Genomic DNA, 15,916 nt, shown 5'->3' with positions numbered 1-15,916 from the left:
CTGCAAAGAACGCGGGGAGGGGTTAACGCTGCATCCCCCAGCGTTTCACCGTGATCTTTTCCAGACTGGCGAATACCACGCCTTCCACCAGCAGGCCAATCGCGATTACCGTTAACAGTCCTGCAAATACCCGGTCGGTGAACAGCTCATTGCGATTCTGGAAGATATACCAGCCCAGGCCTCCTTCGCCGCTGGACGCGCCAAATACCAGTTCGGCGGCAATCAACGTGCGCCAGGCGAACGCCCAGCCGATCTTGAGCCCGGACAGGATAGCGGGCAACGATGCCGGAATAAGAATCGTGATCACATAGCGTGGCCCGCTGAGGCCGTAGTTGCGCCCCGCCATGCGTAGCGTTTCCGGTACGCTGCTAAAGCCGGACCAGGTATTCAGCGCGATTGGCCACATCACTGAATGTATCAGCACAAATATCAGGCTGGCATTCCCCAGACCAAACCACAGCAAAGCCAGCGGCAGCAGCGCAATTGCCGGCAGCGGATTTAGCATCGCGGTTAATGTGCTGAGCAGATCGCGGCCAAACTGGGTGGTCACGGCCAGCGCGCTGGCAATCAGCGCCAGCGCACTGCCTGCCAGATACCCTTTCAACAGGGTACTGAGTGAGTTGACGATTTTTTCCGGCAGTTCGCCATTGCGCATGTCTTCGCTAAACGCCTGTAACGTCTGAAGTACTCCGGGCAACATCAGATCGTTTTGCTGGATTCGCGCGGCGATCTCCCATAGCGCCAGCACCAGGGCGACAATCAGACACTTGCGCAGCCACGTCTGATTCCACAGGCGCTGGCTTAAAGGTAGCGGCGTTTCCACCGGCAGATTGCGCAGCGGCGGTAATTCGCGTTCGAATTCAGGACGAATGTACGGTGGCTGGGACATACTCTGGCTCCTCGCCGGATGAGTGAGACGGACTGTTCCCGATTGTCGGGAATAACAGACGGTGAATATGACGCGCAGCGTGCTGAAACGCCTCGCTGCCGAAATCATTAAGCGTGAACTGATGACAGTTAAGCTCCGCCCTGACGCGCCCTGGATGCGGCGAAAGCACCAGGATACGGCTGCCCACCACCAGCGCTTCTTCAATCGAATGGGTGACGAACAGCAGGGTAAAGCGCTCTTCTTCCCAGAGCGCAAGCAGTTCCTCCTGCATTGTGCGTCGGGTCAGCGCATCCAGCGCGGCAAAGGGCTCGTCCATCAGCAGGATGCGTGGTTTCATCGCCAGCGCCCGCGCAATGGCGACGCGCTGCTTCATCCCGCCGGAGAGCATATGGGGCATAGCGTCGGCAAATTCTGCCAGCCCGACTTTGTGGAGAAAATGCAGCGCCGTCTCTTTTGCTTGTGAACGACTGGCTTTCCGGCTGGCCAGCAGAGGAAACATGACGTTTTCCAGCACGGTTTTCCACGGCGGCAGTTGGTCGAACTCCTGGAATACCATCATGCGTTCCGGGCCGGGAGCGCTAACCGGCGTTCCCGCAAGCGAAATGTGGCCGCTGCGCGGGGCGAGAAAACCGCCTGTGGCTTTCAGCAGGCTTGATTTCCCGCAGCCTGACGGCCCAAGCAAAATAAAGCGGTCGCCAGGCCAGACATCAAAACTGACATCATGCGTCGCGCGCACTTGCCGTTCACGGGTACGGTATTCAATATCAACATTGCTGACCTGTAGCAGCGGGCCGTCGATTTGCTGAGTGACCATCAGAGCCTCCGGTGTCGCGGTTTAACTGCCTGGGTTTTCCCATGCTTCGTTAAAGAAATAGTCTTTCCAGGAGTCGGCCTTATTTTTCAGTACGCCAAGCTCATGGAGTTTTTCGGCATATACGCCAGTACGCTCAGGGAAAACCGTAAAGCTGATTTCTGGATCGTTAACAATTTTTTGTACCAGCGGTAAGGGCAGCCGTGATTTCTCGACGCGAATATACGTTTCGGCAGCCGCATTTTTGTCACGGTTAATGATATTTGCGGCTTCACTGAGGGCGCGATAAAACGCTTTATAGGTTTTTGGATTTTCATCATGGAATTTCTGGGTGGTATAGAGAACATTAAATGTCGCCTGCCCACCCAGCACATCATAGGAACTGAGCACTTTATGCACGTTGCTGTGCTCCAGCGCCTGATACTGAAACGGCGGGCTGGAAAAATGCGTGGTAATTTCCGAGCCACCAGCAATTAAGGCCGCGCTGGCGTCCGGGTGCGGTAAACTGACGCTAATCTTATCGAAGCGTTTGAAGTCCTGGTCGCCATATAATTTCGCCGTCTCGATTTGTAATGTACGAGACTGAAAACCGACCCCAGCCGCCGGAACGGCAATACGGTCTTTTTCGGTCAGATCTTTAATGCTTTTTACCGCCGGGTTATTACTCAATAAATAATTGGGCATCGATCCCAGCGAGGCTATCGCTTTCACATTTTGCTTACCTTTGGTGCGATCCCATAGGGTGAGTACCGGGGGAACTCCTGCTGACGCAACGTCCAGAGCGCCAGAGAGCAACGCTTCATTCATCCCGGTTGCGCCTGAAATCGTGCGCCACTCTACCTTGATATCCAGCCCCTCTTTTTGCCCCTCTTTTTCGATAAGCTGCTGGTCTCGCACCACATCAAGAATTAAATAACCGATGCCAAATTGCTGCGCGATACTAATGTTCCCTTCCGCAAATGCCGACTGGCTGACTCCGCCAAGGGCGGAAAACGCCAGCGTCCAGGCAAATACCCTGTTTCTTTTATTCATATCTGTTCCCCAGAAAGGTGTTTCTCAGCAAAAAATCATGGGCAGAGGCGAGAGGGAAAGGAAATGATTTAAATGGCAATGAATATCAGGAAAATGAATAACGATATTCATGGCGTGTTAGTTAATAAGCGGAAAAGCTTAGTTATTATTCATGGTTATGTAACAAATACATCCTCGCTATAGTCGGACTCACCTCTTTAATAGCCCTTGCCATTGCAGGGGCAATGTCCGTGAGTAGAATCATGCCATTATTTTCACATCATCACTTACGTTCGCTTTTAAAACGCCATCTGGTACGGGCGGGTACGGGATCTGATATCGCGCAAAAAGTAGCGGATAACCTGGTCGAATCCTCATTAAAAGGCCACGACTCGCATGGTGTGACCCTGTTGCCTCGCTATATTCGGGCCATTCTGGCGGGAGATTTGAACCCTGGCGCCACGCTGACCACCTTGTCTGATGCCGGGCCGATTGTCTCTTTTGATGGGGGACATGGCTTCGGCCAGGCGTTGGGCGAACAGGCCATGAGCGTGGGTATTGAGCGTGTGCGCCAGTTTGGGGTGGCAATAATTGGCTTGTCTAATACCCACCATCTCGGGCGGATCGGCGCATGGGCAGAGCAGGTGGCGAGCGCCGGGCTGGTCTCGATCCATTTTGCTAACGTGGCGGCGCCGTCGGCCGTGTTGCCGTTCGATGGGCTGCGCGCCAGGCTTGGTACAAACCCCTTTTGCGTGGGTGTACCGATACAGAACCGCCCTCCGGTTATCCTTGATTTCGCGACCAGCGCCATTGCGGGCAATAAAGCGCGCATCGCCTGGAATGAAGGGCGCGCCATCCCGGCAGGATGCGCGGTAGATGCGAACGGGCAACCCACGACCGACCCTGCCGTATTAATGACTGAGCCGCTCGGCGCTTTGCTGCCTTTTGGCGGCCATAAAGGCGCGGGATTGTCGCTAATATGTAGCTTACTTGGCGCTGCGCTGACCGGCGGCGAGACCGAAAGCCAGCAAATTCCGCCGCGTGCCGGAATCATCAACAATATGTTGTCGATTCTATTTGACCCCGCGCGGCTGGGCGCGGAGGAGCGTTACTCACAGGCGCTGTTAGCGCAGGTGGACTGGGTTCGTAGCGGGCAGGAAGGGCGCGATGTGCAGATCCCCGGAGAACCGGAATTGCGCGCGTATGCCCGGCGCCAGGAAGAGGGCATCTGGATTGATGACGTCAACTGGCAGGCGTTTGTCGCCCTGGAAGCATTAAATACCTGAGCGTGCCTGTGCACCAAAAGACATATTTGGTTATTTGTTTAAACGGATCGGCATGATGGTCAGTTAATGAATGCTGGCGAATAAATAAAGCGATCGTTTTTTGTTTTATCTTTTTTCCTCATATCCATAGCTGAAAAACTTGGTAAGCCGTGAGTGAGAAAATCAATATAGTCATTCTTATATTCCACGAACCTTTCTTACTCTCGCTGCCGAATTTTAATGTGCAGCGTCGTTATTCTTTACAGGAGTTATTATGCATCTGGCGCGTTTTCCCCGGCTTCATTTTGGCCATTTCCCGACTCCACTGGAGCCCCTCACTCAACTTTCACGCTTGCTGGGGGGGCCAAATATCTGGATAAAACGAGACGATTGCACCGGCCTTGCCACTGGCGGCAATAAAACCCGCAAACTTGAGTTTTTGCTCGGCGACGCCCAGGCAAAACAGGCGGATATTATCATTACCCAGGGCGCCACGCAGTCTAACCATGTGCGTCAGACCGTCGCGGCGGCGGCCAGACTGGGTCTGGAAGCGCATATTTTTCTCGAACAACGCGTCACGACGCTGGGTGATGAGTATCAGCAATCCGGCAATGTGCTGCTGGACGGTTTGCTCGGCGGCAAAGTTATTGCCCATTTGCCTGGCGGTACGGATATGCAGCAGGCAATGGAGCATCATGCGGAAAGCCTGCGTGCGCAGGGCCATACCCCTTATGTCATCCCCGGTGGCGGTTCGAACGCAATCGGGGCGCTGGGTTACGTATCCTGCGCGGAAGAGTTGCTTTGGCAGTCCAGCCAGTTACGGCTGCGTATCGATCATATCGTCCATGCCACCGGCAGCGCAGGCACGCAGGCTGGCCTGATTGCGGGTTTAACCGCCACGCACAGCGGCATTCCTCTCCTCGGGATTAGCGTACGCGCCCCGCGTGATAAACAGGAACACAACGTCTGGCGTCTGGCGCAGCAGACCCGGGAACTGCTCGGCGTGCCGGGTGAATTGCCGCGTGAGGCGGTGGTCGCCAACAGTGATTATGTGGGCGAAGGCTATGGTCTGCCCACCGAGGGGATGCTTGAAGCGCTGCAACTGCTGGCGCAGCACGAGGGGATTCTGCTCGACCCTGTCTATTCCGGTAAAGGTATGGCCGGATTGATTGATCTGATCCGTCAAGGCCATTTCCGCAAGGATGAGAATGTGGTGTTTATCCATACGGGAGGAAGCGCAGGTCTGTTTGGCTATCGTCAGGTCATCGCAGATTCTTTGTCATCATGAGCACACCTTTTCTGCTGGGGATTCTTGGCGGCATGGGGCCGCTGGCGACGCTTGATTTGATGCATAAATTGCTGCGCGCAACGCCCGCCAGCAGCGATCAACAGCAAATTCCCCATGTGGTGTGGAATGTGCCGCAAATTGCGGATCGCCAACAGGCGCTGGCGGGAACAGGGCCTTCGCCGTTGCCGCAGCTCTTGCACGGTGTGGAACAGCTGAACCGCGCGGGCGCCAGCCACATTGTGATCGCCTGTAATACGGCGCACCACTGGTATGAGGCGCTGGCGCAGCACAGCGACGCGCCGTTGCTGCATATTGTGGACGCCACGCTGGCGGTATTTGAAGGGAAAGAGAAGCCCCGCCGGGTCGGGCTTATCGCCACGCAGGGCACGCTGGATGCCGGTTGGTTCCAGCACGGTTTCGCCTCTATGGGGATTGAAAGCGTGCAGCCGACGCCAGAGGAGCTACGGCAGTGGTTTGTGCCGGGGTGCTATGCGGTAAAACGCGGCGAACTGCGTACCGGCGGTGAGCTGCTGAGTTTACAGGCTCAGGCATTGTGCGATCGCGGCGCAGAGAGGCTGGTGCTGGCCTGCACGGAAGTGCCGGTTGCGCTGGCGGAGGTGACATCCCCGCATTTAGCCGTGTCGATTGATCCCGCAGAAGCGCTGGCGCAGCAGTGTGCCCGGTTATGGCTAACGCAGCGCGAAGCATGGCATTAATAACGTTATTATTTAAAGGATAAATTAAATGAAAAAAAGTCTCTGCGTATTACTTGCAGCGGGTGGCCTGTGGGTCAATACCAGCGTTGCCGAAACACCCGCAGAAGTCCGCGTGGCATACAGCGGTGGTTCTCAGGTGCTGATGCTGGCAAAAGCCGATGGTTCTCTGGATAACGCTTTACACAGCAAGGTCAAATGGGTGCAATTTGCGTCCGGTGCGGATGCGTTAAATTATTTTGCCAGCAACGCGATTGATATTGCCAATTTCGGCTCCAGCCCGGCAACGGCAGGCATTGTCAGAAAACTGCCGGTGGAGATTGTCGGTGTCTCCGGGGTGATTGCCAGCTACGAGCGTTTAATTGGTAAAGACGGCATTACCCGTATTAACGATATTGAAGGTAAACGCGTAGCCTATCCGCCAAACTCGACGGCGCAATATGCGCTTGAAGCCGCCATCAGCGTTAACCATCTCGATCGCAGCAAAATAACCTTATTGCCGCTGCGTCCGGCGGAAATGGTCGCGGCCTGGAAACGCGGCGATATCGACGCGGGCTATGTCTGGGCGCCGTTTGCTCAGGAACTTGAAGCCTCCGGCGGGCATCAGGTATTCGCGACCAAAGATCTGCAAAAGGACGGCTACCTGATTTACAACAACTACGTCGTGCGTAAAGCCTTTGCCGAGCAGTATCCGCAAACCGTCAGCGCGTTCCTGCGCGTTCATCAGGAAAAAGTTGATGAGTTTAAGAAAGACCCGGAACGCGCGGCGGCGATTGTGGCGAAAGAGGTGGGCGCGCCGGTGACGACTGCCGTGAATACGTTGGGTGGGCTGGAATACCCAACCCTGACGCAGCAGGGTACGGCGGACTGGCTTGGCAATGGAACCCAGACGACTGACAGCGGTATTGGCAAAGCGCTGACCAAGACCTCTGACTTCCTGGCGGGGATTGGCGAGATCCGCAAACGTGATATCCCGGCGAACTGGGACAGCGCCATTAACTCCCGCTACATCCGTGACGCGGCGGTAGCAGCGCAATGAGATTGAGTTATCACATCGCCATCAGCGTCGTTTCGGTGGCTATTTTCTTTATCGTCTGGCAAGTGGCGACGATGCGGCAATGGGTGGACCCGCTGCTGCTGCCGTCGCTACAGGATATCGGTCTGACCACCGAAGAGCTGTTGGCTGATGGTTATCGTCAGGTGCCGTTGTGGGAGCATGTCGCAGTCAGCCTGGCCCGGGCCTTAAGCGCTTTTTCTGTGGCAATTATCATCGGCATCCCCCTGGGGTTGCTGATGGGGTTGTCGGAAGGTCTGGCGGCGGTACTGAATCCGTTCGTGCAGTTTTTGCGCCCGCTACCCAAGATTGCGCTTATTCCGCTGGCGGTCGTCTGGCTGGGGATCGGTGAGGCGTCGAAGTTCTTTCTGATCTTCATCGCCACCTTCCTGAGCGTGGTCGTGGGGGCATCTGCTGCGGTCGATCGTATTGGCCGCTCGCGCATTCGTGTGGCGCAAACGCTCGGCGCGTCGCGCAAACAGATTTTTCTGCGCGTGGTGTTGCCGGATGCGCTGCCGGAACTGTTTACCACGGTCAGGCTGTCGATAGGGATCGGCTGGACATCGCTCATCGCGGCGGAAATGGTGGCGGCCAGTTCGGGTCTCGGCTGGATGGTGATTAACGCCAGCTCGTATCTGCGAACCGATATCGTGATGCTGGGGATTCTGCTGCTCGGCGGTATCGGCTATTTACTGGATTTATTGCTGCTGGGGCTGCAACGCTTTTTTGTGCCCTGGGCGGGGAAAGAGTAATGAGTGCCATCACACTGGAAAACGTATCGCTCTCTTTTGCGGCAAAACCGCAGCCGTTCACGGTGCTGGACGATATCAGCTTGTCTCTGGAGAAAGGGGAGTTTGTTGTTCTGTTGGGGCCGTCCGGCTGCGGGAAGTCCACGATCCTGAATCTGGTCGCCGGATTCAACAAGCCGGATCGCGGGCGCGTAGCGGCAGGCGGAAAGACAGTGAAGCTGCCAGGGCCAGACCGGGGAATGATCTTCCAGCAGCCAAATTTGTTTCCCTGGCTGTCGGTTCTGGAAAACGTCACCTTTGGCCCACGGCTGGGGAAATACCACAAAGATGAGGTCAACGCCCAGGCGCTGGACTGGCTGACGCGGGTAGGGCTGAAAGGCTTTGAACATCATGCGCCCTGGCAACTCTCCGGCGGGATGAAACAACGCGTGGCGCTGGCCCGCGCCTGGCTGCCGGAGCCGGAGGTGTTGCTACTCGATGAACCGTTCGGCGCGCTGGATGCGCAAACGCGTCTGATGATGCAGGAACTCCTGCGCGATGCCTGGCTTGCCACCGGCACCACGCTGCTGTTTGTGACTCACGACGTAGAAGAGGCGCTGTTCCTGGCCGATCGTATTCTGATTATGTCGGCGAAGCCTGGAAAAATCGTTGAGGAGGTCATACTGCCTTTTGGCCGCGAACGCGATATCGAAACCCTGGCTGAACACCCGGCTTACAGTGGGATCAAACATCACGTACTGCACCGGGTGCGCCAGGAGGCAAAGCGCCATTTAGGATGAAAACACCGCCAGCGTGGGCGCGTTATTTCTTAACTAATGCCCAATCATCCTCGCCTGGGGAATTAAGCGGAAGTAAAGATGCTCCGGCACCGGGCTATCCCAGGCGCCGGCATACATCGCAATCGCGACAGCGGCAAAAAGTATCCCGAGTATCAATATTGTCATGGCGACGCCCGAAAGCGCGGCCTGTCGCCATAACGGTTTTATCGCCTCGCGTTTTCCTTCCGGCGCGCCAGAAGGCGTGCGTAGTGAAAAGTTGAGCGTTGAGGCAACCGGGCAGGACTCCACGCAGGTCATGCAGCCTGTGCATTCAACGGTTCTGACCTGAATCAGCGTGTCTACCGGGATACGGGAGGGACAATTTTGAGCGCACTTTCCACAATCAATACAGCTGTCGGCATTGCGGCGGATTTTAAAGGGAGAAAAAAACGAAAACAGACCAAGCAGAGCGCCGTAAGGGCACAGATAACGACACCAGAAATGACGAATAAATAAGCTGGCGACGGCGAAAAATATGACGCAGATAAGCGTGGTTGTTCCAATATTGCGGAAAAAATCGAGCATTTTAACGTCGATAATAATGCCATAAGCTGACATCAGGAACATCTGAATACCCTGTGCAGGCATGGATAACGCGATATAAAGAAAAAAGCTCAATAACAGATATTTCAGACCGCGCAGGGGAATATCGAGCCAGCGGGGCAGGGCAATCGACGGCCCAAAGAGCGTTTCTCCGAGTTTGCCGATCAGCTCTGACAACGCGCCAACAGGACACAGCCATGAGCAAAAAGATTTTTTTAGCAGCAGGCTGATGACGATAAATGCAACCAGAAGCAGCATGGAGGCGGCGTGAACAGGAGGGAGCAGACCGGTTTCCCAGGTGTATCGGATGTTCATCAAACCGGCGACAGGAAGCCAGCCTTCAATACCACCGGGTCTGGGGACGTAAACGCTGGCGGCGGCAGTTTCGTAATACCGGACCCAAAAATAGAATGTGATGCCAATATAAATATTGATCAGCAGGAGCAGAAATTGTGTCGCCCTGCGCCAGGTCGATGCATTTCGCCAGTCATTCCACGGCAATTTACCGCCGATGGTGCCTGGTCGACGCTGCCAGCGCGTTCTTTTCATCCCACCCATGATCTTTATTTCCCTGTGAACATGTATTCAGAATGCCACTATGCTACGGCGGTTCCCGGGGGCAGGATTTGATTTATATCGGATTAACGGCTTTTGCCACGGAATAATAATGACGATGGATGTCGAAGTACCTATAAAGGATTATATTAAGGAGCGTGAAGGTGAAATGTTTTTTACCGTATCGCGGTGATAAAAATAAGGGGACGGGCAGTGTGCCAACCCCCGTTTATTATTTTATGGGTGTTTGATAAAGCGGGAAAGACGCTGTATCAGCAAGCGGTTTTCCTGGCGTAGTCGGTCATTTTCTTCCAGCAAGGTCAGCGTCATTGCGATGCCCGGCCAGTCCAGCGCCAGCTCCTGGCGCAAACGTAAAGCACGCTGCACGACGATCGCCGCATGATCGTCAAATAACCAGGATGCGGTTTCGTTCTCGCAGGGCTCGATCACCCCAAGCCCGACAATTTCGTTAAGCTCTTCCTCCGAAACCCCGGTATGCAGGCAAAATTCGGTAATTGTAAAGGTGACGGTTACGTTAGCCATTATGCTTTCCCCCACTCTTTGCGTGGATCAAAGGAGGACTGCGCGTCCGCCAGTTGCTGCCACAGGGCTGTGGCACTGTCGTCGGGTTTCGGCGGCATCACGATTTTGATCACAGCGTACAGATCGCCCGTGTGTTTTTTGCTGACCAGGCCTTTGCCTCTGATGCGCAGGCGCTGCCCGGCCTGACTGCCTGGCGGGATGGTCAGCAGAATCTTCTCTTTTAGCGTTGGTACGGCGACCTTCGCGCCCAGCGCGGCCTCCCACGGGGCGAGAGGAACCACAATCTCCAGATCCTGATTGACGATATCAAACAGAGGATGCGGCGCGATATGAATCACTAACCACAGATCGCCATTCGGCCCGCCGTTTTCCCCCGGCGTTCCCTGGCCTTTCAGACGAATACGCTGTCCGTTGCCAACGCCTGCGGGAATTTTCACATTCAGCGTTTTAGGGATCTCACGCTCCACAAGACCGAACGCGTTATACACCGGCAAGTTATAGCTGATTGTACGGCTGTGTTCGGCAAGGGTTTCCTCCAGGAACACCGCCACTTCAATCTCAATATCGTGGCCGCGCGTCGCCTGACGCTGGCGGGATTGTCGGCCGTGTTGCCCAAAGATGGACGAGAAAATGTCGTCAAAATCTTCGGCGTTATAACTCTGGCCTTCGCCCTGCTGGAACTGTCGGTTGAACTGCGGATCGTTGCGGTGTTGCCACAACTGGTCGTATTCGGCGCGGCGCTGTTCATCACTCAGCACTTCCCATGCTTCCGCCACTTCTTTAAAGCGGGCTTCGGCATCAGGCTCTTTGCTGACATCAGGATGGTATTTGCGGGCCAATCGGCGGTAGGCGGTCTTGATAGTCTTGAGATCGTCCGTCGGTTTCACGCCCATAATGGCGTAATAATCCTTTAATTCCATAGCGTTATCTCGCGTAAATCAATACATACGGCAGGGAATCCCCGGAAAAGTCATCGTTGTTAAGTGTAGGGTAAACCCGAAAGATGCGTATGAAAACAGCAAAATCATTATTAAAACTAATGCGTTTCGCCTGTAATGAGCGGGGCGACGCCGACATAACTTTACAGCGCAAAGGTTGCTAAAACCTTGTCAGTGGCTAAGATAACTCGCGTCAATCAGTGAGGATGTCATGGCGAAACGTCAACAACTGGGATGGTGGTTCCTCTGCCTGGCATGTGTTGTGGTGATAGTTTGCACCGCGCAGCGCATGGCGGGTCTGCACGCCTTGCAGATGGCGCCAGCCGCGACGGCGGTCGTCACTCAGGCGGATAGCTCGTCTGCTGATGATGCCTCGCCCGTGACGCCATGCGAACTCAGCGCGAAATCATTGCTTGCCGCGCCGCCCGTGTTGTTTGAAGGGGCGATTCTCGCGCTGTGTCTGTTGTTGTCCCTGCTGGCGCCCGTACGCGCCGTACGCCTGCCATTCTTTCCACCGCGAGCAATCTCGCCTCCCACACTCAGAGTCCATCTACGCTTCTGCGTATTCCGTGAATGACAGTCTGGCCGTTGCTGACTGTTAATTACCTGTTCACGGAGAAAAAATATGATCACTGTTTTCAGGCAGACTTTGTGCTGTCTGTTATTGCTATGGCTGCCCGTCTCGTGGGCGGCAGAAAGCGGCTGGCTGCGCTCGCCGGATAACGACCATGCCAGCGTCCGCCTGCGCGCGGACACGTCCCCGGAAGGCGAAACCCGGCTACTGTTGGATGTAAAACTGGAAAACGGCTGGAAAACCTACTGGCGTTCGCCGGGGGAAGGGGGCGTGGCGCCCGCCATTGCCTGGAAAGAAAATATACCTGCGGTTGACTGGTTCTGGCCGACGCCGTCGCGCTTTGACGTCGCCGGTATGACCACTCAGGGTTATCACCACCGCGTGACCTTCCCGATGGCGGTTCGCGGTCCGTCACCCGCGATGCTCAGCGGCGTGCTGACCTTGTCTACTTGCAGCAATGTCTGCCTGTTGACCGATTACCCCTTTACCCTCAAACCTTCGGCGCATGACCCGGCGTTCGCGCATGACTATGCCCAGGCGATGGGGCAGATCCCGCTCTCCCGGGGGCTGACGCAGACGCTCAGCGTGGGCGCTCGTCCTGGTGCGCTGGTGGTTGAAGCCACGCGTGTCGGAGGCTGGTCATCGCCAGCATTGTTTCTCGACGCCGTTGATAACGCTGATTTTGGCAAGCCGCAACTGCGTGTTGAGGGCGAAAAACTGCTGGTGACGGTTCCTGTCAGCGATGGCTGGGGAGAAGGGGCGCCCGATTTGCGTGGTCAAACGGTCACGCTGGTACTGGCGAATGACGGCGTGGCTCAGGAAAGTACCCTGGCGATCGGCAGTACGACGGCAAAAATGGCCGATAGCGCCGAACTGCCGCTCTGGCAGGTGATGTTGATGGCGCTGGCGGGTGGGTTAATTCTCAACCTGATGCCCTGCGTGCTGCCCGTGCTGGGGATGAAGCTCGGCTCGATTCTGCTCGTCGAAGAGAAAAGTCGTCAGCGGATACGGCGGCAGTTTCTGGCGTCGGTTGCCGGGATTATTGCCTCTTTTATGGCGCTGGCGATGCTAATGACCGTTCTGCGGCTGACCCATCAGGCGCTCGGGTGGGGCATTCAGTTCCAGAGCCCGTGGTTTATCGGGTTTATGGTGCTGGTGATGTTGATCTTCAGCGCCAGCCTGTTCGGGCTGTTTGAATTCCGTCTGCCTTCCGCGATGACGACCCGACTTGCCACCCACGGCGGCAACGGGATGGCCGGTCATTTCTGGCAGGGCGCGTTTGCCACGCTGCTGGCGACGCCGTGCAGCGCGCCGTTTCTCGGGACGGCCGTTGCGGTGGCGTTGACGGCCTCCTTCCCGGTGTTATGGGGGCTGTTTCTGGCGCTCGGGGTGGGGATGAGCCTGCCGTGGCTGTTTGTCGCGCTACGCCCTGGTCTGGCGCTGCGCCTGCCGCGTCCCGGACGCTGGATGAACGGATTGCGGCGCGTACTGGGCGTTATGATGCTCGGTTCGGCAATCTGGCTGGCGACGCTCCTGCTGCCGCATCTGGGATACGCGACAAGCAGCCCGGCGAAAGAGCGCGTCGTCTGGCAGCCGTTGAGCGAACAGGCGATCCAGGATGCGCTTGCGCAGCACAAACGCGTATTCATTGACGTTACCGCTGAGTGGTGCATTACCTGCAAGGTCAATAAGTACAACGTGTTACAGCGAGAAGAGATACAGGATGCGCTGCAACAGCCGGATGTTGTCGCATTGCGCGGCGACTGGACGCTACCTGCGGATGACATCACCAACTTTTTGAAAAAACGCGGCCAGGTGGCTGTGCCGTTTAACCAGATTTATGGCCCCGGTTTACCGCAGGGTCAGTCATTGCCCACGCTGCTGACGCGCGATGCGGTGCTGCAAACGTTGCGCGATGCGAAAGGAGTTACGCCATGAAATATCTGATGATTATGCTGTTAGCGCTGTTTACCGGTCTGAGCATGGCGAAAGAACCCGCGCCGTTTACGCCGGAGCAGGAAAAGCAAATTGAAGCGCTGATCCAGGAAGCGCTGTTTAACGATCCTGCCAGCCCACGGATAGGCGCGGAGAAGGCGACGCTGACGCTCGTCAACTTTACGGACTACAACTGCCCGTACTGCAAGCAGCTCGATCCGTTGCTGGAGAAGATCGTGCAAAAGTATCCGCAGGTCGCGGTAGTGATTAAGCCGCTGCCGTTTAAGGGCGAAAGCTCGGTACTGTCGGCGTGTACCGCGTTAACCACCTGGCGTGAGCACCCGCAGCAGTTTTTAGCGCTGCATGAGAAACTGATGCAGAAAAAGGGCTACCACACCGCCGCCAGTATTAAACAGGCGCAGGAAAAGTCCGCCGCCACGCCGGTTACGCTGGATGAGAAAAGCATGGAGACGTTGAGCACCAATCTGCAACTCGCCCGGCTGGTTGGCGTTCAGGGGACGCCGGCAACCATCATTGGCGACGAGATGATCCCCGGCGCGGTATCGTGGGAGACCCTTGAGGCGGTGGTGAAAGAAAAACTGGCGGTGGCTCATGCTCAGTAAACTGCGCCGCTGGCTGCGTGAAGGCGCGATCTTACTGGTTCTGCTGGCAGGCGTGATAATCCTGCTGGATGTCTGGCGTTCTCCGCAGATGCCGGCCATGTTTGACAGCACGCCGCTGCATACGCTGGACGGGGAAACTGTAACGCTGGCGTCGATCAGTGAAGAACGCCCGGTGCTGCTCTACTTCTGGGCGAGCTGGTGCGGTATCTGCCGTTTCACTACGCCGGATGTCGCCCGTTTGCAGTCGGAAGGAGAGAACGTCATGACCATCGCGCTGCGTTCCGGTAATGACGGGGAGGTTTCTCGCTGGTTATCGCGTAAAGGGGTGACGTTCCCCGTCGTGAATGATAGCGGCGGTGAGATATCACGAAACTGGGAAATCAGCGTCACGCCAACGTTGGTAGTGGTGTCGAAGGGGCAGGTGGTAACCACGACCAGCGGCTGGACCAGCTACTGGGGCATGAAGTTACGTCTGTGGCGGGCAGCCATGTTTTGATAGTGTGCCGGGGAAACCCGGCATTTTTTAACCCATTGTCAGGATGTGTAAAACGAGCGGAGAGCGTGTTTTTTGTTATTTTTACTGCTTTTTTACTGATGCCAGTTATTATTTTTTACCGCTGCCTGACGTTGCAAACCTGAATTGATAATGGCATATCTGTTTTAATTGAATGAAAGTCTGTGATACGTTCAGGCGATTTTTTCGATTTCCATTTTGACAGGGATAACAATTCAATGCGCAAGGGTAAAATTATTGTTGCATCAATGATGGTGCTTTGTGTCCTTATTTTTGTTGCGGCGGCAGCATGGTTTATGCTGTTCCAGGGAGAAATGACGGAGCCGACAGGGGAGGAAAAACAGGCGGCGATTTTACACGCTGCGGGCCTGATGAAATCAGAGGCCCAGGATAAAAAATCAGTCGAAACGCTCTATCATCGTTATATTATTCAACGCCATGTTAATTTAGATTCCGGCGAGCTGGTGGCTGAAAGCAGCACGGACGCCGCGCGCCAGAAGTGTGAAAAACTCGCCCCTGAACGCGACCCAGCGCAGGTTCGTCAGCGCTGTACGGTGGCGGATGTGTTCTTCGTGAAAGATAAAAATAATGAAATTCAGCAGGTTATCATTCCAGTTACCGGTAAGGGCGCGAAATCCATGATGCATGCGTTTCTTGCTCTGGGGCTGGACGGTCGTACGGTGAGAAATCTGTATTATTATCAGCAACGGGAAACGCCGTTTCTGGGGGCTAGGGTGGAAGACGCCAGCTGGCGCAAACAGTGGCCAGGGAAACGATTATTAGATAACAGCGGACATCCTGCATTGAAAATAGTACAGGATAAACCTGAACATGCCGATGAATATACCGTTGACGGTATTTCCGGTGCGACGTTGACATCAACCGGCGTTGAGAAAAGTATTAACTACTGGATGGGGCCGCAGGGATATGGTCAATTCTTACAGCGCCTTGCCAGCGATCGAAATAACCTTAATCTTTGAATATTGCTGTACGCAATAACGCGTTTTATTTCTGCCTGCCGACAATGAATAACATCACTGTCGGCAGGGGGATTTATTCCTCTGTTACCGCGCCTGCCTTGCCGTTAATTCCA

General features: G+C 55.5%; 17 protein-coding genes. 11 read left to right on the top strand and 6 right to left on the bottom strand.

The genetic code is table 11. The features are described from left to right. Positions 1-22: 22 nt before the first annotated feature. From OGW17_RS11005 to OGW17_RS10995, 3 genes are read right to left on the bottom strand one after another with little or no spacing between them, the layout of a single operon-like run. Positions 23-889 (bottom strand): ABC transporter permease, encoded by an 867-nt coding sequence (locus tag OGW17_RS11005; RefSeq protein WP_047457694.1) that lies wholly within the window; start codon positions 887-889, stop codon positions 23-25. Continuing rightward, positions 861-1,703 (bottom strand): ABC transporter ATP-binding protein, encoded by an 843-nt coding sequence (locus OGW17_RS11000; protein WP_058668979.1) that lies wholly within the window; start codon positions 1,701-1,703, stop codon positions 861-863. Before OGW17_RS11000 ends, OGW17_RS11005 begins: the two co-directional genes overlap by 29 nt. A 21-nt stretch (positions 1,704-1,724) precedes the next feature. After that, positions 1,725-2,732, bottom strand: coding sequence for an ABC transporter substrate-binding protein (locus tag OGW17_RS10995; protein ID WP_012132938.1), 1,008 nt, complete (start codon positions 2,730-2,732; stop codon positions 1,725-1,727). A gap of 242 nt (positions 2,733-2,974) precedes the next feature. On the opposite strand from OGW17_RS10995, the gene OGW17_RS10990 reads away from it, so the two are divergent. The 6 genes from OGW17_RS10990 to OGW17_RS10965 all read left to right on the top strand — a co-directional run bounded on the left by OGW17_RS10990 (position 2,975) and on the right by OGW17_RS10965 (position 8,559). Continuing rightward, entirely contained in the window at positions 2,975-3,997 is a 1,023-nt protein-coding gene (locus OGW17_RS10990) for a malate/lactate/ureidoglycolate dehydrogenase (protein ID WP_071258263.1), read from the top strand. Positions 3,998-4,250: 253 nt separating this feature from the next. Next, positions 4,251-5,264 (top strand): D-cysteate sulfo-lyase, encoded by a 1,014-nt coding sequence (gene cuyA, locus OGW17_RS10985; RefSeq protein WP_071258262.1) that lies wholly within the window; start codon positions 4,251-4,253, stop codon positions 5,262-5,264. Continuing rightward, the gene (cuyB, locus tag OGW17_RS10980) at positions 5,261-5,980 is read left to right on the top strand and encodes a cysteate racemase (protein WP_071258261.1); all 720 of its coding nucleotides are present in this window, start codon (positions 5,261-5,263) and stop codon (positions 5,978-5,980) included. Before cuyA ends, cuyB begins: the two co-directional genes overlap by 4 nt. Before the next feature lie 28 nt (positions 5,981-6,008). Beyond that, the gene (locus OGW17_RS10975) at positions 6,009-7,016 is read left to right on the top strand and encodes a taurine ABC transporter substrate-binding protein (RefSeq protein WP_012132932.1); all 1,008 of its coding nucleotides are present in this window, start codon (positions 6,009-6,011) and stop codon (positions 7,014-7,016) included. After that, entirely contained in the window at positions 7,013-7,783 is a 771-nt protein-coding gene (locus OGW17_RS10970; protein WP_047457674.1) for an ABC transporter permease, read from the top strand. The genes OGW17_RS10975 and OGW17_RS10970 overlap by 4 nt, the downstream gene beginning before the upstream one ends. Further along, positions 7,783-8,559: an ABC transporter ATP-binding protein gene (locus OGW17_RS10965; protein ID WP_012132930.1), complete on the top strand. Its 777-nt coding sequence runs from the start codon at positions 7,783-7,785 to the stop codon at positions 8,557-8,559. The genes OGW17_RS10970 and OGW17_RS10965 overlap by 1 nt, the downstream gene beginning before the upstream one ends. A gap of 33 nt (positions 8,560-8,592) precedes the next feature. Here the strand turns inward: OGW17_RS10965 and OGW17_RS10960 are convergent, their stop codons facing one another. The 3 genes from OGW17_RS10960 to cbpA form a co-directional block, all read right to left on the bottom strand. Further along, positions 8,593-9,699, bottom strand: a complete 1,107-nt coding sequence (locus OGW17_RS10960) for a 4Fe-4S binding protein (protein WP_071258260.1) — start codon at positions 9,697-9,699, stop codon at positions 8,593-8,595. Between the two features lie 234 nt (positions 9,700-9,933). After that, entirely contained in the window at positions 9,934-10,239 is a 306-nt protein-coding gene (gene cbpM / locus OGW17_RS10955) for a chaperone modulator CbpM (protein ID WP_047457663.1), read from the bottom strand. Continuing rightward, a complete protein-coding gene (cbpA, locus tag OGW17_RS10950; RefSeq protein WP_047457661.1) occupies positions 10,239-11,159 on the bottom strand; it encodes a curved DNA-binding protein in 921 nt (306 codons plus the stop codon). Before cbpA ends, cbpM begins: the two co-directional genes overlap by 1 nt. Before the next feature lie 229 nt (positions 11,160-11,388). Between cbpA and OGW17_RS10945 the strand changes: the two genes are divergently transcribed. From OGW17_RS10945 to OGW17_RS10925, 5 genes are all read left to right on the top strand, one after another. Beyond that, the gene (locus OGW17_RS10945) at positions 11,389-11,754 is read left to right on the top strand and encodes a hypothetical protein (protein ID WP_047457658.1); all 366 of its coding nucleotides are present in this window, start codon (positions 11,389-11,391) and stop codon (positions 11,752-11,754) included. A 48-nt stretch (positions 11,755-11,802) separates the two neighbouring features. Then, positions 11,803-13,689: a cytochrome c biogenesis protein CcdA gene (locus tag OGW17_RS10940; RefSeq protein ID WP_071258259.1), complete on the top strand. Its 1,887-nt coding sequence runs from the start codon at positions 11,803-11,805 to the stop codon at positions 13,687-13,689. Further along, positions 13,686-14,309: a DsbA family protein gene (locus OGW17_RS10935; protein WP_286452190.1), complete on the top strand. Its 624-nt coding sequence runs from the start codon at positions 13,686-13,688 to the stop codon at positions 14,307-14,309. The genes OGW17_RS10940 and OGW17_RS10935 overlap by 4 nt, the downstream gene beginning before the upstream one ends. Next, entirely contained in the window at positions 14,299-14,805 is a 507-nt protein-coding gene (locus tag OGW17_RS10930; RefSeq protein ID WP_012132917.1) for a protein disulfide oxidoreductase, read from the top strand. The genes OGW17_RS10935 and OGW17_RS10930 overlap by 11 nt, the downstream gene beginning before the upstream one ends. 182 nt (positions 14,806-14,987) lie before the next feature. Further along, complete coding sequence (locus OGW17_RS10925; RefSeq protein WP_071818862.1) at positions 14,988-15,803, top strand: Na(+)-translocating NADH-quinone reductase subunit C; 816 nt, start codon at positions 14,988-14,990, stop codon at positions 15,801-15,803. Positions 15,804-15,916 lie beyond the last annotated feature (113 nt).

This window comes from Citrobacter sp. CK181, assembly GCF_030333595.1.
Classification (GTDB): Bacteria; Pseudomonadota; Gammaproteobacteria; order Enterobacterales; family Enterobacteriaceae; genus Citrobacter_B; species Citrobacter_B koseri.
This window is presented reverse-complemented; position numbering and strand designations above follow the sequence as displayed.